The organism is Burkholderia sp. E168m22 (genome assembly GCF_001319805.1).
Taxonomy (GTDB): Bacteria; Pseudomonadota; Gammaproteobacteria; order Burkholderiales; family Burkholderiaceae; genus Burkholderia; species Burkholderia orbicola.
This window is the reverse complement of the sequence record NZ_BBSK01000136.1, coordinates 1-24,576: the sequence shown is the minus strand read 5'-3', so window position 1 is coordinate 24,576 and position 24,576 is coordinate 1. Positions and strand designations below refer to the sequence as shown.

Below are 24,576 nucleotides of genomic sequence, written 5' to 3'. Positions count from 1 at the left end.
CCTTGTAGATCGGCGCCGTGTGAAAGCACTGGCCGCGATCCAGAGCGACATGTTGGATTCTCGTGTGTGATACACACAACCTAAATTACTGCTTCTTCCCAGATTGGTTCTGTTGGCCACGCCAGCAGAACAACCCCCTTTGCCTGATGACCATAGCGAGTCGGTCCCACCCCTTCCCATCCCGAACAGGACCGTGAAACGACTCTACGCCGATGATAGTGCGGATTCCCGTGTGAAAGTAGGTAATCGTCAGGCTCCCTAAGCCAGAAACCCCCGCCCGAAAGGCGGGGGTTTTTGCATTTGCGTGGCGGAAATTCCCGACGTAGATCACGCCTCGTGCTGAATAGCTACACGGCAGCACATCTAAGCAGCGGGCTGCTGAGATCTCAGAAATCAGACCTGCTCCCGGACTGATCGAACCTCGGTATTTCCCTGCCGCAACCTCTCTTACCTCGGTCGGTAGCCCAATCTGATCAACCGTACGCAGTGAGTCATCTTGCTGCGATCTCCTCACCCATCAGACCATGATCCGCAAGATCGGAAAAAATCTGCCCGGGATGGCGCTCGATTCCTTTTCGCCGATCTTTTCGGCCCCCAGTGTCAGATAGAAAGGCGCGGCATTGGGATCCGCTTCGATCACAAAGCTCTTGATTCCTCTCGCGGCGGCCTCGGTCCGAACCGATTCCCACAGCGCACGGGCGACGCCCTGACCCATGTGATCGGGATGAACGAACAGCCATCCGGGCGTTGGCCGATCCGAATTCAACGATGCTCGGATCCAGAATCCGATGATCGACTCGCCTGATTCCGCGACGTAACCGATCGCCCCTTCGATCGTCTCCCGCGAGACCGTGAGATCGTTTTGCCACAAGTCCAGCCATTCCTTCGGATAGCCCCAGTGCGCCTTCGAAAGGTGCGCCAGTCGTGTGAGTTCGTCCGCGTCCGCGGCACGCGCAGCACGTACGGTAAATAGCTTGTGCATTTCGGCTCTCGTCATGGCGGACACCCCCTCGGTCGGCGTTTTCATGAGTGCATCATCCGGATCGTATGGTCTCATCGCCCGATCGACAGCCGACCCGCTCGCCGCAGTGTCGCGCGATGCCATTCAAACGCACACGCCCGGCGCGGCTATATGACCTGCGACGCATGTCCGGCGACGACGCGCCAGTGGGCGCCCGATCGACGCCAGAGGCGCGTATAGGCAAACGTGCCGGTGAATGCCGCGCCATCGAAACGGCCGGCGAGAGCCGCTCGCGTCGTGGTGAGAATCATCTCGTCGACCGCGGATGCGCGCATTTCGATGACGTCGAGTGTGTCGAGACGCAAAAGCTTCGCGCGATGCGCGGCCAGGTCGTCCTCTTTCGAGATGACCTGGCCAGTCGGGACTGTGAACACCAGATCGTCGTCCAGCAGCGCATCGAGCGCTTCGACGTCGTTGGCCAGCATCGCCGCGCGGAGCGCGGTTTCGCTGGGTTCGATGACGGTACGGATTGCATCCATGTCAGGCCTCGCATCATTCGAAGGGAAAGCGGCACGGGGGCGACAAACTCGGCCTATCGCGCATTCGACAGCGACTGACGCCGGACCAGCATCACCATGCAGATGCCGATCGACGCGATCAGGTTGACGACCGGATAGAACGCGACCGCGACACTCCACGTGCTCAGTGCCAGCAACGCCAGCGCGTACTTGAGCACGCACAGCGCGAAATAGACGAGGCTCTCGCTCAACGGATCGCGGATCGTCTTGCGCACGGTCGGGCCGAGGCCGGCCAGCTCGATCAGCGTGACCAGGCAGATCGACACCGTCGGATCGTCGGTCAGCATCCACAGCGGAATGGCTGACAGTGCTGCACACAGGAACAGCCAGTCGAGGCCCGTCCAGCCGTGCTCGCCGCGAAACAGGCTGGCGATCAGCGTCAGAAAGCACGTGACGGCAATCGCCGCCGTGCACCATGCGGACGGGCCCGCGCCCGCGACGAACTGGCCGGCGGCCGCGATCGCCGTGACGACCGACCACACGAGCCACGTGAACAGATGCGGGCGAACGGTGCGCCGATAGATCGCGAGCCCGTAAGGAATCGCCGCCAGCAGCGACACGGCCGTTCCGATCACGCCGAAGATCGAAGCGGCGCTTTCATCGACATTCACCATCGACGCAACCCTTGTTCGGATTGCCGATCAGTATGTGGTCAGACGGATCAGGGCGCAACGTCCTGTGTTTTCCGCGGTGCGGTGAGCGCTATGCAGATTCGCACCGGAAGGACTGGCGCGTATCGACCGCACATGACGAGACGCTCCGCATCCACCTAGCCAGTCAAGACTCCGCCTTCGCCGCATGCACGTCGCGCCGAAACGCACCGGGGCTCGTGCCCGTCCATTTCCGGAACGCGCGATGAAACGCGCTCGGCTCGGTGAAGCCGAGCTCGACCGCGATCTCCGCGACGCTGAGCGCGTGCCCGCGCAGCAGCGACTGGGCCAGCGCGCCGCGTAATTCGTCCTTGATCGCCGCGAAACTTTGCCCTTCGCTGCGCAAACGCCGCCGCAGCGTCGCGGGCGTCGTGTCGAGGCGCACGGCCAGCGTGTCGAAGTCGGGCCATTCGGCGGCCGGCAGCGCTTTCAGGTGCGCGCGCGTCTTCGCGACCCAGCCTGTGTCGTGCCGGTAGCGCACGAGGAGATTGCCGGGTGCGCCGCGCAGGAAGGTCCGCAGTGTCTGCTCCGAGCGGATCGTCGGCAGCGCGAGGTACGCGGCGTTGAACGCGAGCCGGCTGTCGGGCCGGTCGAAATGCACCGGGACGCCGAAGAACTGGTGATAGTCGCTGCGCTGGCCGAGGCTCGGGCACGCGAAATCGATGCGCTGCAGCGGGATGCGCCGGCCGATCAGCCAGCACGCGACGCCGAGCAGGATCAGCCAGAACGTCCGGTACGCGAATGCCGGATACGGCGCGCCCGATTGCGCCAGCACGACCTGCGCCTGCCCGTCGGCCACGACGAGTTCGCCGTGCGGCTCGTCGAGCACCACACGCAGGAATTTCAGCGCGCGCCGCAGCGCCTTGTCGAGCGTGCCGGCGTGCAGCACCGCGTGACACAGCAGCGTAAAGCTGCCGCGCCGCATCGGGCGCGCGGCCAGCCCGAAGAATTCGTCGTCGAGCGTACCGGCGATCGCGAGCCACAGCCGGCCGTACTGCTGCGGCGTGACGGGCTCGTGCACGGCGGCCGGCAGCCCGGCGGCACGCAGCACGGGCGCGGTCGGCAAGTCGCGCCGGCGGAGGCACGCGAGCGCATCGTCGACGAAATCCGGCGAAATCATCTGCGGCCCCATTTCCTGCGTCCTCTCGACATGGCAAAAGCGATCATGATTCTAGATTCCGTTTGTCATTGATTGCAATGTAGGGGCTGTCTACTATCGATGTATCCCCGTCGCGCCTCTGGCGCGTCGGCGGCTATAACGCACAGGAGACACGCATGCCTGAAGGAGCTACCGCCCGGGCGGTGCCGGCCTACGCCGACGCCGTGGCCCGTTTCAGTATCGAGACCGCTGCCGCGCAACTGAGCGGCGATCTGGAGCGCGGCCTGAACGCGTGTGTCGAATGTTGCGACCGGCACGCGAAGGCGGACGCGATCGCGCTCGACTGGATCGACGCCGGCGGGCAGCACCACCGCTTCACGTTCGCGCAAATGCAGGCGTTGTCGGCCCGGGTCGCGAACCTGCTCGTCGCGCAGGGCGTGAAGCCGGGCGACGTGGTGGCCGGCCTGCTGCCGCGCACGCCGGAGCTCGTCGCGACGATCCTCGGCACGTGGCGCGCGGGCGCCGTGTACCAGCCGCTGTTTACCGCGTTCGGCCCGAAGGCGATCGAGCACCGGCTGCGCATGAGCGATGCGCGGCTCGTCGTGACCAACGTCGCGAATCGCGCGAAGCTCGACGAAATCGCCGATTTCCCGCCGGTCGCGACGGTACGCGAAGCAGGCGAGGCGCTGCGGATGCGCGACATCGATTTCCGCACGGCGCTCGACGCGCAATCCGATACGTTCGAGCCCGTGCCGCGCAAGGGGTCGGACCTGTTCATGATGATGTCGACGTCGGGCACGACGGGCTTGCCGAAGGGCGTGCCGGTGCCGCTGTACGCGCTGCTCGCGTTCAGCGCGTACATGCGCGAAGCGGTCGACCTGCGTGCCGGCGACCGGTTCTGGAACATCGCCGATCCGGGCTGGGCGTACGGGCTCTATTACGCGATCACGGGCCCGCTGCTGCTCGGTCATGCGACGACGCTGTACGAGGGCAGCTTCACGGTCGACAGCACGTACGACGTGATCGACCGGCTCGGCATCACGAGCCTCGCGGGTTCGCCGACCGCATTCCGGATGCTGATGGCGGCCGGGACGGAAGCGGCCGCGCGCGTGAAGGGCCGGCTGCGCGCGGTGAGCAGCGCGGGCGAACCGTTGAACCCGGAGGTCGTGCGCTGGTTCCACGCGGCGCTCGGCGCGCCGATCCACGATCACTACGGCCAGACCGAACTGGGCATGGTCGTGAACAACCATCACGGCCTCACGCACGTGGTGCACGTCGGTTCGGCCGGCTTCGCGATGCCGGGCTACCGCGTCGCGGTGCTCGACGAAGCGGGCCGCGAACTCGGCCCCGGCGAGCCCGGCAACCTCGCGATCGACATCGCTCGCTCGCCGCTGCTGTGGTTCCGCGGCTACTGGCAGCAGGACACGCCGGCGATCGCGGGCGGCTATTACCGGACCGGCGACAACGTCGAGCTGGAGCCGGACGGCGCCGTGAGCTTCATCGGCCGCGCGGACGACGTGATCACGTCGTCCGGCTACCGGATCGGCCCGTTCGACGTGGAGAGCGCGCTGATCGAGCATCCGGCCGTCAGCGAGGCCGCCGTGATCGGCGTGCCCGACCCGGAGCGCACGGAGATCGTGAAGGCGTTCGTCGTCCTGTCGAAGGGCTTCGACGGCACGCCCGAACTGGCCGAGGAATTGAGTCTGCACGTGAAGCGGCGGCTGTCCGCTCACGCTTATCCGCGCGCGATCGACTTCGTCGACGCGCTGCCGAAAACCCCGAGCGGCAAGATCCAGCGCTTCGTGTTGCGCAAGATGGAAGCCGAGAAGGTCGCTCAACCCTGAATACGGACTGCCAATGAATATCAAGGATCGCGTTTTTCTGATTACGGGCGCCGGTTCCGGCCTCGGCGCCGCGGTGGCGCGCATGGTCGTCGCGCAAGGCGGCAAGGCCGTGCTGCTGGACGTCAATGACGAGGCGGGCGCGGGTCTCGCGAACGAACTCGGCGCGGCCGCGCGCTTCGTGAAGACCGACGTGACGAGCGAAGCCGACGGTCAGGCGGCCGTTGCGGCCGCGCGCGACGCGTTTGGCCGCGTCGATGCGCTCGTCAACTGCGCGGGCGTCGCGCCGGGCGAGAAGGTCGTCGGCCGCGATGGCCTGCACTCGCTCGACCGCTTCGCGCGGGCGGTGTCGATCAACCTCGTCGGCACGTTCAACATGATTCGGCTGGCTGCTGAAGCGATGTCGAAGCAGGACGCCGATGCGGAAGGCGAGCGCGGCGTGATCATCAACACCGCGTCGGTCGCGGCGTTCGACGGACAGATCGGACAGGCCGCGTATGCGGCGTCGAAGAGCGGCGTGGTGGGCATGACGCTGCCGATCGCGCGCGAACTCGCGCGCTTCGGCATTCGCGTCGTGACGGTCGCGCCCGGTATCTTCGCGACGCCGATGATGGCCGGCATGCCGCAGGACGTGCAGGACGCGCTCGGCAAGAGCGTGCCGTTTCCGCCGCGGCTCGGCCGCCCGGAAGAATTTGCGGCGCTGGTGCGCCACATCGCCGAGAACACGATGCTGAACGGCGAAGTCATCCGTCTCGATGGCGCGTTGCGCATGGCACCGCGCTGACACTGGAGGAAGCGAATCATGACGACTCAGGATCCGATCGTAATCGTGGGCGCGGCGCGCACGCCGATGGGTGGTTTTCAGGGCGACCTGGCGGCGGCGAGCGCGAGCGACCTTGGCGCGGTGGCGATTCGCGCCGCGCTCGAGCGCGCGAACGTGCCGGCCGAACGCATCGAGGAAATCGTGTTCGGCTGCGTGCTGCCGGCCGGCCAGGGCCAGGCGCCCGCGCGACAGGCCGCGCTGAAGGCCGGGCTGCCGCTCGCGGCGGGCGCGACCACGGTCAACAAGATGTGCGGTTCGGGGATGAAGGCGGCGATGTTCGCGCACGACCTGCTGCTGGCCGGTTCGGCGGCGGTGGCCGTGGCGGGCGGGATGGAGAGCATGACGAATGCGCCGTACCTGCTGCCGAAGGCGCGCGCGGGTATGCGCATGGGGCACGGGCAGGTGCTCGACCACATGTTCCTCGACGGGCTCGAGGACGCGTATGAAAAGGGCCGCCTGATGGGCACCTTCGCCGAGGATTGCGCGCAGGCGTACCAGTTCACGCGCGAAGCGCAGGATGCGTTCGCGATTGCGTCGCTGACGCGGGCGCAGCGCGCGATCGCGGAAGGGCGGTTCGTGTCGGAAATCGCGCCGGTGACCGTGAAGGCCGGCAAGACGGAAAGCGTCGTGTCGATCGACGAGCAGCCCGGCAAGGCGAAACTCGACAAGATCCCGACGCTGAAGCCGGCGTTTCGCGACGGCGGCACGGTGACGGCCGCGAACGCATCGTCGATCTCGGACGGCGCGGCCGCGCTCGTGATGATGCGCCGCTCGGAGGCCGAGCGCCTCGGCCTCACGCCGAAGGCCGTGATCGTCGGGCATGCGACTCATGCGGACAAGCCCGGCCTGTTCGCGACTGCACCGATCGGCGCGCTGCGCAAGCTGTCGGAGAAAACCGGCTGGAACCTGCGCGACGTCGACCTGTTCGAGATCAACGAAGCGTTCGCGGTGGTGCCGATGGCCGCGATGCGCGACCTCGATCTGCCGCACGAGAAGGTGAACGTGCACGGCGGCGCGTGCGCGCTCGGGCATCCGATCGGCGCATCGGGTGCGCGCGTGATGGTGACGCTGCTGGCCGCGCTCGAAACGTATGGCCTGACGCGCGGCGTCGCATCGCTGTGCATCGGCGGCGGTGAAGCAACGGCGGTTGCGATCGAGCGCATCGCGTAACACTTCGCATCACGCATCACGTCGCATCGCATCGCATCGTTCGCACGGATGTGGCATCACGGGCGGCGCGTATCGCACGGGACATCCCCGTGCGGTACGCGCCGCCCGCTTTTGTTGGGGGGATCGCCGTATCGCGTTAAGGCTTCGCGTTCGGCGACACCGCGCCGCACGCGCGAATCACGAGCTGCACGACCTGCTCGGTCTTTTCGTCGAACGCCTTCTTCGTGAACGCGCGCTTGCCGCTCAGCGCGCGAATCTGCGCATCGAAATCCGCATAGTGCTGCGTGGTCGCCCAGATCAGGTACATCAGCGCATGCGGGTCGATCGGCGCGAGCAGCCCGCGCGTGATCCAGCCTTCGATCACCCTGACGCGCGCGTCGAACCACGGCTTCACGCGTTGCGACAGGATGTCCTGCATGTGCTCCGCGCCGTGGATGATCTCGTTGGCCCACACCTTCGAGCCGAGCGGGCGCCGCTGCGACAGCGTCATCTTCGCGCGCACGTAGCCGCCGATCGCTTCGACCGGATCGTCGTCGGCCTCGAACGAGCCGGCCGCGCGATGCCAGTCCTCGAACAGGTCGTCGAGCACGCGGCGGTACAGCGCGAGCTTGGTCGGGAAGTAGTAGTGCACGTTCGCCTTCGGCAGGCCGGCGCGCTCCGCGATCATCGCGGTGCTGGCGCCGGCGAGCCCGCGTTCCGCGAATACGGCTTCCGCGCACGCGAGCAGATGCGCTTCGTTGGACTCGCGAATATGCGCCTTGCGTCGCCGCAAAGGCGCCGGCGTTTCGTCACGGTCGGTGGCTGCGATTGCCGCCTCGTCATGTCTCATCGTTACCCTCGCGCGGCGGCCATGCCGCGTTGGGCTTCATTCTAGCCGCTGATTCGCGTCGCGCGCACGCATGTGGCCGCGCGGCAGTCACGACGATGCTGCATTGCGATGGCACGTTTCTCGCTCTGTCGCGTCACGCAAGAAAGACGTTGCGCTGGTCATTTTGATCGTCTAAAACCTGTCCAATCGGACAGGATTTAACGCGTTGCCTGCATCGACGGACATGCACCGCATCCGTGCGGCGTGCCCCGAAACAGGCCTCGCACGCACCGGCACAGACCGGGCTGGCGACATCACCGACCCCACAGGAGCGATACGAATGAGCGCGGTATCGGAAACAGTGAAGCGGGCAGCTTTCGACACGTCGATCAGGGTCGACGGCAAGCGGTTGTGGGACAGCCTGATGGAAGTCGCGAAGATCGGCGCGACGCCGAAGGGCGGCGTGTGCCGCCTCGCGCTGACCGATCTCGACAAGGCCGGCCGCGACCTGATCGTCGGCTGGGCGAAGGCCGCCGGCTGCACGGTGACGGTCGATACGATGGGCAACGTGTTCATGCGCCGCGCGGGCCGCGTGGCCGACGCGGCGCCGGTCGTCACGGGTTCGCACGCGGATTCGCAGCCGACCGGCGGGCGCTTCGACGGTATCTACGGCGTGCTCGGCGGCCTCGAGGTGATTCGCAGTCTGAACGATCACGGCATCGAGACCGAGCATCCGGTCGAGGTCGTGATCTGGACCAATGAGGAAGGCTCGCGCTTCGCGCCCGCGATGGTCGCGTCGGGCGTGTTCGCGGGTGTGTTTCCGCTCGAATACGGGCTGTCGCGCAAGGACGTGGACGGCAAGACGATCGGCGAGGAGCTGGCGCGCATCGGCTACGCGGGCGACGTGCCGTGCGGCGGGCGCAAGCTGCACGCGGCGTTCGAGCTGCATATCGAACAGGGGCCGATTCTCGAAGCGGAATGCAAGACGATCGGCGTCGTGACCGACGCGCAGGGGCAGCGCTGGTACGAGATCACGTTCACCGGCCAAGAAGCGCACGCGGGGCCGACGCCGATGCCGCGCCGCCGCGACGCGCTGCTCGGCGCGTCGCGCGTGGTCGATCTCGTCAACCGGATCGGCCTTGATCACGCGCCGTTCGGCTGCGCGACGGTCGGCATGATGCAGGTCCACCCGAACTCGCGCAACGTGATTCCCGGCCGCGTGTTCTTCACCGTCGATTTCCGTCATCCGGACGACGCCGTGCTCGCGAAGATGGATGCGGCGCTGCGCGACGGCGTCGCGCGCATCGCGGCCGACATCGGGCTCGAAACCGAACTCGAGCAGATTTTCTACTACAAGCCGGTCGCGTTCGATCCTGAGTGCGTGGCGGCCGTGCGCGGCGCGGCCGACCGCTTCGGCTACTCGCATCGCGACATCGTGTCGGGTGCGGGCCACGACGCGTGCTATCTGGCGCAGGTCGCGCCGACGTCGATGGTGTTCGTGCCCTGCATCGACGGCATCAGCCACAACGAGATCGAGGACGCGACGCCCGCATGGATCGAGGCCGGCGCGAACGTGCTGCTGCACGCGATGTTGTCGCGCGCATGCGAGCCGGCCTCGTGACGGAGCGACCGTAGCGGCCGTGAGGCTGCATCACGTCAGATATTTGCATTCCTAAGCACGACCGCCCCGACTGTGCATCCGCAGCCGGCGGGGACGGCTTTGTCTCCACCCAGTCGAAGGAACGCGTATGACCACCCAGCCAACCGGCGATATCGCCGCGCATCGCCTGTCGTCCACGCAACTCTCGTGCGAATTCGCCGATATCGCGCCGCTGCTCGATCCGACTGCCGCAGCGGCCGCCGCAAGCCGCTGTCATTACTGCTACGACGCGCCGTGCGTGCATGCGTGCCCGACGCAGATCGACATCCCGAGCTTCATCCGCAAGATCGGCAACGGCAATCTGAAAGGCGCGGCGACTGACATCCTGTCCGCGAATCCGCTCGGCGGGATGTGCGCACGCGTGTGCCCGACCGAGATCCTGTGTGAAGGCGCGTGCGTGCGCAACCATCAGGATGCGCAGCCCGTCGCGATCGGCGCGCTGCAGCGGCACGCGACCGACTGGGCGATGCAGACCGGCGCGGTGCAGTTCCGGCGCGCGCCCGAGACGGGCCGCCATGTGGCGGTGGTCGGCGCGGGGCCGGCCGGGCTCGCGTGCGCGCACCGGCTCGCGCTCGCCGGGCATCGCGTCACGCTGTTCGACGCACGCCCGAAGGCCGGCGGCCTCAACGAATACGGGATCGCCGCGTACAAGACCGTCGACGATTTCGCGCAACGCGAAGTCGAGTGGTTGCTGTCGGTGGGCGGCATCACGCTGGAAACGGGAGTGGCGCTTGGCCGCGACGTGACGCTCGACACGCTGCGCGAGCAGCACGACGCGGTATTCCTTGCGATGGGCCTCGGCGGCGTGCGTGCGCTCGCGATCGACGGCGAGCAACTGCGCGGCGTGATGAACGCGGTCGATTTCATCGAGCAGGTGCGGCAGGCCGACACGCTCGCGAACGTGCCGGTCGGCCGGCGCGTGGTCGTGATCGGCGGCGGCAATACGGCGATCGATGCGGCGGTGCAGAGCCGCAAGCTCGGTGCGGAGCGCGTGACGATGGTGTATCGGCGCGGCGTGGACGCGATGAGCGCGACATGGGCCGAGCGCGAGTTCGCGCAGAAGAGCGGCGTCACGCTGGTCACGAACGCGAAGCCGGTGCGCATTGCGGGCACGGACGGGCAGGTGACGGGCGTCGAATTCGAAGGCGCATCGGGCGAGCGTTTCACCGTCGACGCGGACATGGTGCTGAAGGCGATCGGCCAGACGCTGGTGCCGGACGGTGTCGAAGCCGCGCTGCTGACCGCGGACGGCACCCGTATCGCGGTGGATGCGGACGGACGCACGGCGCTGCCGGACGTATGGGCCGGCGGCGACTGCGCGGCGACGGGCGGCATCGACCTCACGGTGCAGGCCGTGCAGGACGGCAAGCGCGCGGCCGCGTCGATCGACGCGACGCTCGCGGCGCGCGACGCGAAGGCGGCCTGACCGCGCGACGCACCGCACGCACACCGAACACGACCCCATTCTCACGGAGCCGAACATGGCCGACCTTCGCTGCACCATCGCAGGCATCACTTCGCCGAATCCCTTCTGGCTGGCGTCCGCGCCGCCCACAGACAAGGCCTACAACGTCAATCGCGCCTTCGAGGCGGGCTGGGGTGGCGTCGTCTGGAAGACGCTCGGGCTCGATCCGCACGTTGTCAACGTCAGTTCGCGTTACGGCGCCGTGCAGTGGAATGGCCAGCGCATCGCGGGGCTGAACAACATCGAGCTGATCACCGACCGTCCGCTCGACGTGAACCTGAGAGAGATCGCGCAGGTGAAGCGCGACTGGCCGGACCGCGCGCTGATCGTGTCGCTGATGGTGCCGTGCAACGAGCGCGACTGGAAATGGATCCTGCCGCTCGTCGAGGACACCGGGGCCGACGCGGTCGAACTCAACTTCGGCTGCCCGCACGGGATGAGCGAGCGCGGCATGGGCGCGGCGGTCGGGCAGGTGCCCGAATACGTCGAGATGGTCACGCGCTGGGTGAAGGAAGGCACGAAGCTGCCGTGCCTCGTGAAGCTCACGCCGAACATCAGCGATATCCGGATGGGCTCGCGCGCCGCGTACAAGGGCGGCGCGGACGGCGTGTCGCTGATCAACACGATCAACTCGATCGTCGCGGTCGATCTCGACCAGATGGCGCCGATGCCGACCGTCGACGGCAAGGGCACGCACGGCGGCTATTGCGGGCCGGCGGTCAAGCCGATCGCACTGAACATGGTCGCGGAGATCGCCCGCGACCCGGAAACACCGAACCTGCCGATCTCGGGCATCGGCGGCATCTCGTCGTGGCGTGATGCGGCCGAGTTCATGGTGCTCGGCGCCGGCAGCGTGCAGGTGTGCACCGCCGCGATGCATTACGGATTCCGGATCGTGTCGGATCTCGCCGATGGCCTGTCGAACTGGATGGACGAAAAGGGCTACGCGACGCTCGATGACATTCGCGGCCGCGCGGTGCCGAACGTGACCGACTGGAAATACCTGAACCTGAAGTACGACATCAAGGCGCGCATCGACCAGGATCGCTGCATCCAGTGCGGGCTGTGCCATATCGCATGCGAGGACACGTCGCACCAGGCGATCACGGCGACGAAGGACGGTGCGCGGCACTTCGAAGTGGTCGATTCGGAATGCGTCGGGTGCAATCTTTGCATGCATGTGTGTCCGGTCGAGCAATGCATCACGATGGAGCGCGTCGATTCGGGCGACTACGCGAACTGGACCACGCATCCGAACAATCCGGCGAGCGCGGAGGCTGGTGCGAGTGGCCCGGCGGCGGCACCCGAGAAGCACGCGAAGGCGGCCTGACCGAGGTCCGGCGGTGCGGCATGGACCGCGCCGCCGCTTTTCGTTTCCCCGGGCCGGCATCGCACGATGCCGGCGCCGACGTTTTCGTGGAGCGCGTTCAATGAAACCAGCAGCGATTCCCGCCGATCCCGACAGCGCCGCGGCGCACGGCGGCAGCCTGTACAACGACGACCTCGCGCCGACGACGCCGGCGCAGCGCACGTGGAAGTGGTACCACTTCGCGGCGCTGTGGGTCGGGATGGTGATGAACATCGCGTCGTACATGCTCGCGGCCGGCTTGATCCAGGAAGGCATGTCGCCGTGGCAGGCGGTGATGACGGTGCTGCTCGGCAACCTGATCGTGCTCGTGCCGATGCTGTTGATCGGCCATGCAGGCGCGAAGCACGGGATTCCGTATGCGGTGCTCGTGCGCGCGTCGTTCGGTACGCAGGGCGCGAAGCTGCCCGCGCTGCTGCGCGCGATCGTCGCCTGCGGCTGGTACGGCATCCAGACCTGGCTCGGCGGCAGCGCGATCTACACGCTGCTGAACATCCTGACCGGCAACGCGCTGCACGGCGCGGCGCTGCCTGTCGTTGGCATCTCGTTCGGGCAACTCGCGTGCTTCCTCGTGTTCTGGGCGCTGCAGCTGTATTTCATCTGGCACGGCACCGATTCGATCCGCTGGCTCGAAAGCTGGTCTGCGCCGATCAAGGTCGTGATGTGCGTGGCGCTCGTGTGGTGGGCGACGTCGCAGGCGGGCGGTGTCGGCTCGATGCTGTCGGCGCCGTCGCAGTTCGCGGCGGGCGGCAAGAAGGCCGGACTCTTCTGGGCGACCTTCTGGCCGGGCCTGACCGCGATGGTCGGCTTCTGGGCGACGCTCGCGCTGAACATTCCCGATTTCACGCGCTTCGCGCATTCGCAGCGCGACCAGATGATCGGGCAGTCGATCGGGCTGCCGCTGCCGATGGCGCTGCTGTCGGTGGTGTCGGTCGTCGTGACGTCGGCGACCGTCGTGATCTACGGCAACGCGATCTGGGATCCGATCGACCTGACGAGCCGGATGACCGGCATCGGCGTGGGCATCGCGCTCGTGATCCTCACGCTCGACACGATGTGCTGCAACCTCGCGGCGAACCTGGTCGGTCCCGCATACGATTTTTCGAGCCTGTGGCCGAAGGCGATCTCGTACCGCGCGGGCGGGATGATCACCGCGACGATCGCGATCGTGATGATGCCGTGGAAGATCCTCGCGACGACGGACGGCTACATCTTCACCTGGCTCGTCGGTTATTCGGCGCTGCTCGGGCCGGTCGCGGGCATCCTGATGGTCGACTATTTCCTGATTCGCGGCACGCAGCTCGACACACGCGCACTGTTCGACGAGCGCGGCGACTTCAGCTATGCGCGCGGCTGGAACCCGGCCGCGCTGGTCGCGCTCGCGGTCGGCGTGCTGCCGAACCTGCCGGGCTTCCTGCATACGGCGTTTCCGGCGTCGTTCCCGAACGTGCCGGCGTTCTTCAACACGCTTTACACGTACGCGTGGTTCGTCGGCCTCGTGCTGGCGTCGGGCGTGTACGGCACCTGGATGAAGTGGCGCGCCGGACAGCGCGCGCAGATCGCGAGCGCATGACGCACGCGCGGGCCGGATGCGGCTCGCGCGCGGCATGCGGCACCGACAGTCAACGAGGAGGCAACGAAATGGCAATCCTGATTCGTGGCGGCACCGTGGTCGATGCGGACCGCTCCTATCGCGCGGACGTGCTCTGCGCGGACCCGCAGGACGGCGGCACGATCCTGCAGATTGCGGAGCAGATCGACGCGCCGGCCGGCGCAACCGTGGTCGACGCGCACGACCAGTACGTGATGCCGGGCGGTATCGACCCGCACACGCACATGGAACTGCCGTTCATGGGTACCACCGCGAGCGACGATTTCTACTCGGGCACCGCGGCCGGGCTGTCGGGCGGCACGACGAGCATCATCGACTTCGTGATTCCGAGCCCGAAGCAGCCGCTGATGGATGCGTTCCGCGAATGGCGCGGCTGGGCCGAGAAGGCGGCTTCCGATTACGGTTTCCACGTGGCCGTGACGTGGTGGGACGACAGCGTGCACCGCGACATGGGCACGCTCGTGCGCGAGCATGGCGTGTCGAGCTTCAAGCACTTCATGGCGTACAAGAACGCGATCATGGCCGACGACGAGGTGCTCGTGAACAGCTTCACGCGTTCGCTCGAACTCGGCGCGCTGCCGACCGTGCACGCGGAAAACGGTGAGCTCGTGTTCCAGCTGCAAAAGGCGCTGCTCGCGCGCGGGATCACGGGGCCGGAGGCGCATCCGCTGTCGCGGCCGCCGGAGGTGGAAGGCGAGGCCGCGAACCGCGCGATCCGGATCGCGCAGGTACTCGGCGTGCCCGTGTATATCGTGCACGTGTCGGCGAAGGACGCGGTGGACGTGATCACCCGTGCGCGCAGCGAAGGGCTGCGTGTGTTCGGCGAAGTGCTGCCGGGCCACCTCGTGATCGACGAGGCCGTCTATCGCGATCCGGACTGGACGCGCGCGGCGGCCCACGTGATGAGCCCGCCGTTCCGCTCGGCCGAGCATCGCGAGGCGCTGTGGCGCGGGCTGCAGTCGGGCCAGCTGCATACGACCGCGACCGATCACTGCGTATTCTGCGCGTCGCAGAAGGCGATGGGCCGCGAGGATTTCACGAAGATCCCGAACGGCTGCGGCGGTGTCGAGGATCGCATGTCGGTGCTGTGGCACCACGGCGTGAATCACGGCCGCATCACGCCGAACGAGTTCGTGCGGATCACGTCGACCAATGCCGCACAGATCTTCAACCTGTATCCGCGCAAGGGCGCCGTGCAGGTTGGCGCCGATGCCGACCTCGTCGTGTGGGACCCGGCCGCGACGAAGACGATCTCGGTGAAGACCCATCACCAGCAGGTCGACTTCAACGTGTTCGAGGGGATGACGGTGCAGGGCGTCGCGACGCACACGCTCACGCGCGGCGCACTCGCATGGGCCGACGGCGAATTGCGCGCGGTGCGCGGCGCGGGCCGCTACCTCAAGCGCCCGCCGGGCGCGGGCTACTACGAGGCCGCGCGGATCGCGAACCGGCTGCGCGAGCCGCATCCGGTCGAACGCGCCGGTTGAACGACGCAGGTCATGCGGGGCGTGTCCGTTCGAACGGCGCGCCCCGCGCGCGTTTTCGCAGGGTAGATAGAACAACTGATCAAGTCGTCGAGGCACGAAAAAAGAAACGATCGATGCCATTGGCCGCGGCGATTTTGGCGACGTTGCCGGCGCGCATATCGAGCGAGTAACATCCACCAACCCGATCGCACGGGTCGCGGGCACGGGCCGCCCGCCGGACAGTTCAAATAGTGAGAAAGGAGCACAAGGTGGATATTCTGCGCAGTCTCCTCGGCATGCTGTTTCTGTTGCTGGTCGCGTATCTGCTGTCGAACAACCGTCGTGCGGTCAGCGCGCGGACCATGATCGCCGCGCTGCTCACGCAGTTCGCGATCGGTGCGCTCGTGCTGTTCGTGCCGTCGGGCCGCGCGGCGCTGGCCGGGGCCGCGAACGGCGTCAATCGCGTGCTCGACATGGGCAATCACGGCATCGCGTTCGTGTTCGGCGGGCTGGTCGACGCGCGCATGTTCCAGTTGTTCGGCGACGGCGGGTTCGTGTTCGGCCTGCGCGTGCTGCCGATGATCATCTTCGTCACCGCGCTGATCTCGGTGCTGTACTACATCGGCGTGATGAAGTGGATCGTCGCGATCCTCGGCGCGGGGTTGGCGAAGGTGCTCGGCGTGAGTCGCATCGAGGCATGCTCGGCCGTCGCGACGATCTTCCTCGGGCAGAGCGAGATGCCCGCGCTCGTGAAGCCGTTCGTGCGCAACATGACGAGCGCCGAGATCTTCACGGTGATGGCGAGCGGGATGGCGTCGGTCGCGGGCTCGGTGCTGGTCGGCTATGCCGGCCTCGGCGTGAAGATGGAGTACCTGCTCGCCGCGTCGTTCATGGCGGTGCCGGGCGGGCTGCTGTTCGGCAAGCTGCTGTTTCCGACCGTCGAGCCGAGCCGCGTGGTGGTCGATGGCCTCGATTTCGACGACAAGCGCGCCGCCAACGTGATCGAGGCGGCCGCCTCCGGTGCATCGGTCGGCCTGCGCATCGCGATCAACGTCGGCGCGATGCTGATCGCGTTCGTCGGGCTCATCGCGCTGATGAACCTGATCGTCGGCGGCGCGGCCGCGTTCGCGGGCTTTCCGCAGGTAACGCTGGTCGGTATCATCGGCCATCTGTTCGCGCCGCTCGCATGGATCATCGGCGTGCCGTGGCACGATGCGACGCTGGCCGGCAACTTCATCGGCGAGAAACTGATCTTCAACGAATTCGTCGCGTACGGCGACCTGTCGCCGTACCTGAAGGGTGGCGCGCACGCGGCGGCGGCCGGCCTGCAGGTGCTCGACCCGAAGACGCTCGCGATCGTATCGTTCGCGCTGTGCGGCTTCGCGAACTTCTCGTCGATCGCGATTCTCGCGGGCGGCTTCAGCGCGGTCGCGCCCGAACGCCGTTCGGACGTCGCGCGGCTCGGCTTGCGCGCGCTGACGGCCGCGACGCTGTCGAACCTGATGAGCGCGGCGATTGCCGGCCTGTTTTTCTCGCTGCATTGAACCGTACAGTCGACTCCGATCGAAGCGAGGCAACGATGTTTCTACCGCAGGAATTCATTCGCAGGAAGCGTGACGGGCAGCCGCTCGATCGCGACGACATGGCCGCGTTCGTGCGCGGCGTGACCGACGGCAGCGTGACCGAGGGCCAGGTGGCCGCGTTCGCGATGGCCGTGTATTTCAACGACCTGAGCACCGACGAGCGCGTCGCGCTGACGCTCGCGCAGCGCGATTCGGGCGACGTGCTCGACTGGCGCGCACTCGATCTCGGCGGGCCGGTGATCGACAAGCATTCGACGGGCGGCGTCGGCGACGTCGTGTCGCTGATGCTCGGGCCGATGGTGGCCGCGTGCGGCGGCTACGTGCCGATGATCTCGGGGCGCGGGCTCGGCCATACCGGCGGCACGCTCGACAAGTTGAGCGCGATCCCCGGTTACGACGTGATGCCCGATACGGATGCGTTTCGCCGCACGGTGCGCGAGGTCGGCGTCGCGATCATCGGGCAGACCGCGCGGCTCGCGCCGGCCGACAAGCGCATCTATGCGATCCGCGACGTGACGGCGACCGTCGAATCGGTCGCGATGATCACCGCGTCGATCTTGTCGAAGAAGCTCGCGGCGGGGCTCGACGGGCTCGTGATGGACGTCAAGGTCGGCTCCGGCGCGTTCATGCCGACCGCGGAGAAATCGGCGGAACTGGCGCGCAGCATCGTCGACGTCGGCAATGGCGCCGGCATGAAGACGACCGCGATCCTCACCGACATGAACCAGTCGCTCGCGCCGTGCGCGGGCAATGCGCTCGAGGTGGCGTGCGCGATCGACTACCTGACGGGCAAGTCGCGTCCCGCCCGTTTGCACGACGTGACGATGGCGCTGTCGGCGGAGCTGCTCGTCACCGGCGGGCTGGCGCGCGATGCCGCCCATGCGCGCGAGAAGCTGCAGCAGGCGCTCGATTCGGGCGCGGCCGCCGAGCGTTTCGCGCGCATGGTCGCCGCGCTCGGCGGCCCGGCCGACCTGCTCGACGCGCCCGCGCGGCATCTGGCGCGGGCGGCGGTGATCGTGCCGGTTCCGGCTCCCGTGAGCGGCGTGGTGCAGCGGGTCGACTGCCGCGCGCTCGGGCTCGCGGTGGTCGCGCTCGGCGGCGGCCGCACGCGCGCGGAGGATGCGATCGACGTCAGCGTCGGCTTGTCGGCGCTCGCGGAGATCGGGCAGCGCATCGAGGCCGGCGAGCCGCTGGGTTTCGTGCACGCCCGCGACGAAGCGGCCGCGGCCCACGCGGTGGATGCGATCCGCCGCGGCTACGTGCTCGGCGAGACCGGCGAAGCGCCGCCGACCCTTTACCAGCGCGTCGACTGACCGCGCTCCCGGAGGCTTCACCACGATGGAACGAGACGAACTGATCGAACAGGCGAAGGCGGCGCGCGAACGCGCGTATGCGCCGTATTCGCGCTTCAAGGTCGGCGCGGCGCTGCTGGCGCGCGACGGGACGGTCTTCCACGGCTGCAACGTCGAGAACGCGTCGTACGGCCTGTGCAATTGCGCGGAACGCACGGCGCTGTTCGCGGCGATCGCCGCCGGCTATCGGCCCGGGGATTTCGCGCGGCTCGCGGTGGTGGGCGACACGGACGGACCGATCGCGCCGTGCGGCGCATGTCGTCAGGTGATCATCGAGATCGGCAAGCCCGACATCGAAGTGATCCTCACGAACCTGAAAGGGGCCGTCGAGATCACGACGGCCCGCGCATTGCTGCCGGGCGCGTTCACGCTGTAGCGGCGCGCGCCGCGGCGCGCCGCGCGTTACGCGCTGTCGCGCACGTCGCGAATCGGGATCACGGTGCGCGCGCCGCACTGGCGCAGCAGGTCGCGCAGCTCGTTGATGACCGGAAACACCTCGTGGTTCCAGTCGGCGCCTTGGGCGTCGTGCGCTTCCTGTTCGCGTTCGACGATCCAGCGATCCTCGCGGAAGATCCGCTCGGTGAACCACACGAGCAGCGGCCATGCGAGATCGAGTGCGAACGGGATGCCGGGCTTGTGGATCGACAGCAGCCCGAACGTGCGGTTGGTGCGCTGCTCGGCATCGAGCGGCACGTAGACGATCCACAGGTCCATCACGAGCGTGCCTTCGCTCGAGCGAATCTGCAGCGTCTGGTACGGGTAGCCGGTGCGCACCGTCATCACGCTCTTGTCGGACTGGTCGGCCGGCTTCTTGCTCGCGCCGAACACGAGCGCCTCGCCGACCGGCTGCTTGCCTTCCATCCGCGCGAACGTGTAGTCGACCTCGACCCAGTCGTCGCCGCGGCGGCGGCCCACCGAGCGAGCGCGCATCTGCCCCATCTGCTTGCGATGCAGGAACTGATGGTTCATGTCCATCAGGTTCTCGTGCATGAACGAATAGTGGCACTTGACCTCGCGACCGAAGCGGCGCGTCTTGTACGCGGGGTTGTCCGCCGATTCGAGCGCGGGGAACGGCCGTGTTTCGGCGAGCGTGGCGTCGCCTGGAAACACGAAGATCAGCCCGTGCGCCTCGCGGCACGGATACGCGCGCACGCCGTTGGGCAAGCGCTCGCGGCCGAGGTAGGGCACGTCGACGCAACGGCCGCTGTCGCACGCGTAGGTCCAGCCGTGATAGCAGCAGCGCAGCGTTTCGCCGCTCACGACGCCCGCGTGCAGTGGCACCTGGCGGTGCGCGCAACGATCTTCGAGCGCATACACGGCGCCCGATTCGGTGCGCACGAGCACGATCGGATCGCCGGCGAAGCGCACGCCGAGCGTCTTGCCGCGCTTGAGCTCGCGCGACCACGCGAGCGGATACCAGTGATCCGGATGAATGGGCACGCGGCGCAGGTCGCGCACGACCGCGCCGGTGGACGGTTCTTCGAGGGTGTTGCTGTCAGGCAAAGGCACTGCGCGCATGCGTGACGCCTCCTGGCTGGGCGGGTGGTCCGGGTGCCGCATCATGCGGCGGGGATCAGGAGAAGTCTACGCGAAGTTGCCGACCCCGGCGGATGCGATGCGGGTTTGCCCCGGCATCGCGTTCGTCGATTCGTTGACGTGGCGCAAAGAGGCCGCCGCCGATGGGTGGCGGCCGTGGCGCGGCTGGGCGGCGGGCGGTATGTCGCCATGCGGCGAGCGGACGCTCGCCAGCGGCTCACGAGCGCGCTTCGCGCCACAGCACCGGGTCGGTACGGTACAGCGCCGGGAAGTACTGCTTCAGCCCGGCGACCTTCGGCAGGTCGTTGAACGCGATGTACGGCGCATCGGGATGCAGCTCGAGGTAGTTCTGATGATAGGCCTCGGCCGGATAGAAGCCCTTGTAGGCTTCGACACGCGTAACGACGGGCGCCGGAAACACATGCGCGCTGCCGAGCTGGGCGATGTACGCGGTCGCGACCGCGCGCTGCTGCGCGGTGGTCGGGAAGATCGCGGAGCGGTACTGCGAGCCCTCGTCGGGGCCTTGCCGGTTCAGTTGGGTCGGGTCGTGCGCGACCGAGAAGAACACCTGCAGCAGCCGGCCGTACGTGATCTGCGTCGGGTCGTAGACGATCCGCACCGATTCCGCATGCCCCGTCAGCCCCGAGCCGACGAGCGCGTAGTGCGCGGTTTCGGACGCGCCACCCGCATAGCCGGCGGTGACCTGCTTCACGCCCTTCACGTGTTCGAACACGCCCTGTACGCCCCAGAAGCAGCCGCCGGCGAGCACGGCCGTTTCGTCGTGCGACGCGCCAGGCGTTTCGTCGAGTGTTGCTGCGGGCACGGTGCGCATCGGCTCGGCGGAATTGACGATGCGCTGGTAGCCGAATACGGCCGCCGCCGCGACGGCGATGGCGCCGATGCGGCGCAGCATGACCGCGCGCCGTCGGGCGGCGGCATCGCGGGTCGGGATCGGGATCATGTTTTGCTCCTTCGGAATGCGTTGAAAAGGACGGTGCTCGGATGGCGGCGGTGCGCGCGATCAGCCGAACGTGAAGGCGTACGCATCGACGCCCGGATCGAGGAACTCGATCGCGAACGTGCGATCGGCGATCGCGCCGGGTTGGCGGACGAGCTGGTACAGGCGCTGGCCGGTGACGGTGCCGTAGCCTTGCGCGTCGACGTCGGCGCCATGCGCGGCGCCGGGCGCCGTGCCGTCGAGCGTCACGCGAAAGCGCACGGGCCGGCCGTTCGCGCCCGGACCGAGCACGAGATGCAGATCGCGTGCATGGAAGCGGTAGACGATCCGGCCATCCGGCGCGGCGAGTGCCGCGCGTTCGGCGCCGACGCTCCACGTGCCGGCGAGGCCCCAGCCGTTGAGATCCGGCTGGGCCGGCGCGTCGTAGCGGTGCGCCGCATCGCGCACGACGCCGCCCGGCGACGCGAAGCTTTCCGCACGGGCATAGCCGACGTAGGTCTCGGGCGAACGGACGTCCGCGCTGTCGGCCGCCGCGAGCGCACCTTTCGCAGGGGCGCCGGCGAGCCCGAGCGGCACGTTCAGCGCGTCCGGATGACCGGCTTCGGCGAGCAGCGACTGGATTGCGCGTTCGGACTGCACATATTCGCCTTCGCCGAAGTGGTGATGGCGGACCCGTCCCTGTGCGTCGATGAAGTAGTGCGCGGGCCAGTATTCGTTGTTGAACGCGCGCCAGATCGAATAGCCGTTGTCGATCGCGACCGGGTAGTCGATGCCGAGATCGTGCACGGCTTTCTTCACGTTGCCGATGTCGCGCTCGAACGCGAACTCCGGCGCGTGCACGCCGATCACGACGAGCCCGTACGGCGCGTACTTGCGTGCCCAGGCGGTCGTGTACGGCAGCGTGCGCAGGCAGTTGATGCACGAATACGTCCAGAAATCGACCAGCACGACCTTGCCGCGCAGCCCGGCCGCCGTCAGCGGCGGCGAGTTCAGCCACTGCACCGCGCCGTCGAGCGACGGCAGCGTGCCTTCGACGGGCAGCGCGGACGGGGTCGCGCCGACCGCACGCATCATCGCGCTGCCGGCCATCGCACCTTCGCCGGCCTGCGCGCCATCCGCGGCGGCAGCCATCATCGCGCCGCCCGCCGCGTTGTCGGTGGCACCGGGTGCGGCCGTTGCCGCCGGCGCGCCGTTCGAGCGCCCGCCGAGGCGGTCGACGAGCTTCGTTTCGAGCCCGCCCGTGGTGACGGTCGACAGTTGCGCGAGGGCGCCCGTGTCGAGGCCGAGCGCGATCGCGCCGACGCCGGCCAGCAGCGCCGCGCCGATCCCGCGCCGGATCCATTCGCCGGCGCCGAGCGAGCGCTTCATCGCGGCGAACACCTTGCCGCCGATCACGAGCGCGACGCCGAGCGAGGTCGCCGCGCCGGCCGCATACGCGACGAGCAGCAGCGTCGTGCCGACGCTCGCGCCGCGCAGCGCGGCGCCGGTCAGCACGAGGCCGAGGATCGGGCCCGCGCAGGGCGCCCACAGCAGGCCCGTCGCGACGCCGAGCAGCAGCGACGACGCCGGGCCGGCCGCACGGCCGTCGCGTTGCGCGAACCCGGTGAGCCGGTTGCCGGCGGCCACGAGCGGACGCGTCAGGTGTTCCGCGAAGCGTGGCATCAGCAGCGTCAGGCCGAATACCGCGAGCAGCACGATCGCGATCCAGCGGCCGGCCTGATTGGCCTGCGCGACCCAGCCGCCGCCGACGGCGGCGAGCGTCGCGACGACGGCGAACGTGAGCGCCATGCCGGCGAGCAGCGGCAGGCCGGTGCGCACGAACGGCTGGTCGGCGCGCGCGAACACGAACGGCAGCACGGGCAGAATGCACGGGCTCAGGATCGTGAGTACGCCGCCGAGATAGGCAAGGACGATGAGCAGCATGATGCGTTCTCCAGTCGGTCGGGAGCGGGGCCGGATCAGGCGACGGCCGGGTGGAAGGCGAGCGCCAGGCCGTTCATGCAGTAGCGCAGGCCGGTCGGCGCCGGGCCGTCGTCGAACACGTGGCCGAGATGGCCGCCGCAGCGACGGCAGTGCACTTCGGTGCGGACCATTCCGAACGACGCGTCGGTATCGGTGCCGACCGCGTGATCAAGCGGTTTCCAGAAGCTCGGCCAGCCCGTATGGCTGTCGAATTTGGTGGCCGACGAGAACAGCGCGAGGTCGCAGCCGGCGCACGCGAACGTGCCGTGCCGGTGCTCGTCGTTCAGCGGGCTGGTGAACGGCCGTTCGGTGCCGGCTTCGCGCAGGACCGTGTATTGGGCGGGCGTGAGCCGGCGATGCCATTCGGCGTCGCTGAGGGTGATCTCGAACGGGGCGGCCTTCGATGAGCCGGCCGGCGGCGCGGCGAACGCGCGGCCGACCAGTGCGCGGCGGCCGGCGGACGACAGCGCCGCGAGCGCGGCGAGGCCGGTGGCGCCGGCGAACAGCAGATGTCTGCGGGTGGGCATGATGGGCTCCTGGAAGCAGGTCCTGAAAACATGCGCCCATCGTAGGCAGCGGCCGGTGTCGAAGTCCTCACGGAAAGTTAAATGAATCGTGATGTTTGGCCGGGGTACGGCCAGGTTCGCTGAAATCCCACTGGGCCCGCTCCGGCACGGCTGCCGGTGAGCCGCTGTTGACCGATCTCGACGGCTCGCTGCCGGCGGTGCAAAAACTCAACTGCGCGGCTGCTCGCTCTTGATAAAGGCAATCAGGGCACGCAGCGCCTGTGAAACATGGCGATGGCCGGGATAGTAAAGACATAGCCCCGGAAAAGGGGCGCACCAGTCGTCAAGAACGCGTTCGAGGCGTCCGTCACGCAAGGGCTCGATGACGAGGTGGTCGGGGACGAAAGCGATGCCGATGCCGTCCATGGCGGCGTCGACCATCAGCGGTTGGTCCGTCAAGGTAAGCGAACCCGAGACATCGATGGTCTCGCTGACACCGCGCCGCTCGAATTCCCACTGGTAGATCGAACCGCTCTCGAAGCGAAAGCGAATACAGTCGTGTCGATAAAGATCGTGCGGCGTAGCGGGGCGTCCATGTGCAGCGAAATACGCGGGCGACGCGACTGCTGCGAAACGAACGTTGCCCATGAGCGGAATGGCCACCATGTCCTGCGGCACGGCCTCTGCCAGTCGAATGCCCGCGTCGAATCCCGCTGCAACGATGTCAGTGAGGCGGCCGTCGCTCACGATGTCGAGATGCACTTCCGGATACGACTTCAGGAAGCGCGCCAGGACGGGGCGCAGGATGAGGCGAATGGCGCCTTCGCTTGCGTTGATGCGCACGGTTCCGCTGGGAGCCGAGCGTAGATCGTCGACTTCGCGCATCGCTTCGTCGATGATCGAAACCGCCGGCCGGAGTTTGGCTGCCAGACGCTCGCCGGCCTCGGTGAGCGAGGTGCTGCGAGTCGTTCGATTCAGGAGCCGGACGCCCAGACGCCGCTCGAGCGCTTTCACCGAATGACTGACCGCCGACGGCGTGATCTCGAGTTCGGTCGCTGCGCCGCGAAAGCTTCGTCGTGCCGCAACCGCCAGGAACACGGTGAAAGAGAAAAAATCGACGTTCCTTGATTGGTGAGTAACTCTCATCATGTCATCAAGCATTGGTGATCTTGTTTTGATA

At 67.7% G+C, this 24,576-nt stretch carries 21 protein-coding genes and 1 rRNA gene; 12 read left to right on the top strand and 10 right to left on the bottom strand.

The annotated features are described in order from the left end of the window. Positions 1-142: 142 nt before the first annotated feature. Positions 143-255 (top strand): 5S ribosomal RNA (rrf, locus tag AP428_RS30210). A gap of 262 nt (positions 256-517) precedes the next feature. Here rrf and AP428_RS30205 read toward each other — a convergent pair. From AP428_RS30205 to AP428_RS30190, 4 genes are all read right to left on the bottom strand, one after another. Next, positions 518-997: a GNAT family N-acetyltransferase gene (locus tag AP428_RS30205; protein WP_011545798.1), complete on the bottom strand. Its 480-nt coding sequence runs from the start codon at positions 995-997 to the stop codon at positions 518-520. A gap of 131 nt (positions 998-1,128) precedes the next feature. Further along, positions 1,129-1,500, bottom strand: coding sequence for a nuclear transport factor 2 family protein (locus AP428_RS30200; RefSeq protein ID WP_011545797.1), 372 nt, complete (start codon positions 1,498-1,500; stop codon positions 1,129-1,131). A gap of 53 nt (positions 1,501-1,553) precedes the next feature. Next, complete coding sequence (locus AP428_RS30195) at positions 1,554-2,153, bottom strand: hypothetical protein (protein ID WP_011545796.1); 600 nt, start codon at positions 2,151-2,153, stop codon at positions 1,554-1,556. A 163-nt stretch (positions 2,154-2,316) separates the two neighbouring features. After that, on the bottom strand, positions 2,317-3,321 hold the full coding sequence (locus AP428_RS30190) for an AraC family transcriptional regulator (protein WP_011545795.1): 1,005 nt from the start codon (positions 3,319-3,321) through the stop codon (positions 2,317-2,319). A gap of 143 nt (positions 3,322-3,464) precedes the next feature. Between AP428_RS30190 and AP428_RS30185 the strand changes: the two genes are divergently transcribed. From AP428_RS30185 to AP428_RS30175, 3 genes are read left to right on the top strand one after another with little or no spacing between them, the layout of a single operon-like run. Beyond that, positions 3,465-5,132 carry an acyl-CoA synthetase gene (locus AP428_RS30185; protein ID WP_054928534.1) on the top strand — a complete coding sequence of 556 codons (1,668 nt, stop codon included), beginning with the start codon at positions 3,465-3,467 and terminating at the stop codon, positions 5,130-5,132. A gap of 13 nt (positions 5,133-5,145) precedes the next feature. After that, the gene (locus AP428_RS30180; protein ID WP_011545793.1) at positions 5,146-5,913 is read left to right on the top strand and encodes a 3-hydroxyacyl-CoA dehydrogenase; all 768 of its coding nucleotides are present in this window, start codon (positions 5,146-5,148) and stop codon (positions 5,911-5,913) included. 18 nt (positions 5,914-5,931) lie between these two features. After that, positions 5,932-7,122: an acetyl-CoA C-acyltransferase gene (locus tag AP428_RS30175; RefSeq protein WP_011545792.1), complete on the top strand. Its 1,191-nt coding sequence runs from the start codon at positions 5,932-5,934 to the stop codon at positions 7,120-7,122. Between the two features lie 136 nt (positions 7,123-7,258). Here AP428_RS30175 and AP428_RS30170 read toward each other — a convergent pair whose 3' ends face one another. Then, a complete protein-coding gene (locus AP428_RS30170; protein ID WP_054928533.1) occupies positions 7,259-7,951 on the bottom strand; it encodes a TetR/AcrR family transcriptional regulator in 693 nt (230 codons plus the stop codon). Between the two features lie 319 nt (positions 7,952-8,270). Here AP428_RS30170 and AP428_RS30165 point away from each other — a divergent pair, with 319 nt between their 5' ends. The 8 genes from AP428_RS30165 to AP428_RS30130 all read left to right on the top strand — a co-directional run bounded on the left by AP428_RS30165 (position 8,271) and on the right by AP428_RS30130 (position 18,810). Continuing rightward, positions 8,271-9,551 carry a Zn-dependent hydrolase gene (locus AP428_RS30165; RefSeq protein WP_011545790.1) on the top strand — a complete coding sequence of 427 codons (1,281 nt, stop codon included), beginning with the start codon at positions 8,271-8,273 and terminating at the stop codon, positions 9,549-9,551. 127 nt (positions 9,552-9,678) lie between these two features. Further along, entirely contained in the window at positions 9,679-11,016 is a 1,338-nt protein-coding gene (locus AP428_RS37715; RefSeq protein ID WP_011545789.1) for an NAD(P)-dependent oxidoreductase, read from the top strand. 55 nt (positions 11,017-11,071) lie between these two features. Next, positions 11,072-12,385 carry an NAD-dependent dihydropyrimidine dehydrogenase subunit PreA gene (preA, locus tag AP428_RS30155; RefSeq protein WP_011545788.1) on the top strand — a complete coding sequence of 438 codons (1,314 nt, stop codon included), beginning with the start codon at positions 11,072-11,074 and terminating at the stop codon, positions 12,383-12,385. Positions 12,386-12,485: 100 nt separating this feature from the next. Beyond that, positions 12,486-13,994 (top strand): NCS1 family nucleobase:cation symporter-1, encoded by a 1,509-nt coding sequence (locus tag AP428_RS30150; protein WP_011545787.1) that lies wholly within the window; start codon positions 12,486-12,488, stop codon positions 13,992-13,994. Positions 13,995-14,062: 68 nt separating this feature from the next. After that, the gene (gene hydA / locus AP428_RS30145) at positions 14,063-15,520 is read left to right on the top strand and encodes a dihydropyrimidinase (RefSeq protein ID WP_011545786.1); all 1,458 of its coding nucleotides are present in this window, start codon (positions 14,063-14,065) and stop codon (positions 15,518-15,520) included. 248 nt (positions 15,521-15,768) lie between these two features. Further along, positions 15,769-17,043, top strand: coding sequence for a NupC/NupG family nucleoside CNT transporter (locus AP428_RS30140; RefSeq protein WP_011545785.1), 1,275 nt, complete (start codon positions 15,769-15,771; stop codon positions 17,041-17,043). Between the two features lie 35 nt (positions 17,044-17,078). Then, the gene (gene deoA, locus AP428_RS30135; RefSeq protein ID WP_011545784.1) at positions 17,079-18,395 is read left to right on the top strand and encodes a thymidine phosphorylase; all 1,317 of its coding nucleotides are present in this window, start codon (positions 17,079-17,081) and stop codon (positions 18,393-18,395) included. Between the two features lie 25 nt (positions 18,396-18,420). Next, positions 18,421-18,810, top strand: a complete 390-nt coding sequence (locus AP428_RS30130) for a cytidine deaminase (protein WP_011545783.1) — start codon at positions 18,421-18,423, stop codon at positions 18,808-18,810. A 26-nt stretch (positions 18,811-18,836) separates the two neighbouring features. Here AP428_RS30130 and AP428_RS30125 read toward each other — a convergent pair whose 3' ends face one another. From AP428_RS30125 to AP428_RS30105, 5 genes are all read right to left on the bottom strand, one after another. Next, on the bottom strand, positions 18,837-19,952 hold the full coding sequence (locus AP428_RS30125; protein ID WP_011545782.1) for an aromatic ring-hydroxylating dioxygenase subunit alpha: 1,116 nt from the start codon (positions 19,950-19,952) through the stop codon (positions 18,837-18,839). A gap of 235 nt (positions 19,953-20,187) precedes the next feature. Further along, a complete protein-coding gene (gene msrA / locus AP428_RS30120) occupies positions 20,188-20,931 on the bottom strand; it encodes a peptide-methionine (S)-S-oxide reductase MsrA (protein WP_011545781.1) in 744 nt (247 codons plus the stop codon). Between the two features lie 60 nt (positions 20,932-20,991). Further along, positions 20,992-22,851, bottom strand: coding sequence for a cytochrome c biogenesis protein DipZ (locus tag AP428_RS30115; protein WP_011545780.1), 1,860 nt, complete (start codon positions 22,849-22,851; stop codon positions 20,992-20,994). Between the two features lie 35 nt (positions 22,852-22,886). After that, positions 22,887-23,417: a peptide-methionine (R)-S-oxide reductase MsrB gene (msrB, locus tag AP428_RS30110; protein WP_011545779.1), complete on the bottom strand. Its 531-nt coding sequence runs from the start codon at positions 23,415-23,417 to the stop codon at positions 22,887-22,889. 207 nt (positions 23,418-23,624) lie between these two features. Further along, positions 23,625-24,557, bottom strand: coding sequence for a LysR family transcriptional regulator (locus AP428_RS30105; protein ID WP_011545778.1), 933 nt, complete (start codon positions 24,555-24,557; stop codon positions 23,625-23,627). Positions 24,558-24,576 lie beyond the last annotated feature (19 nt).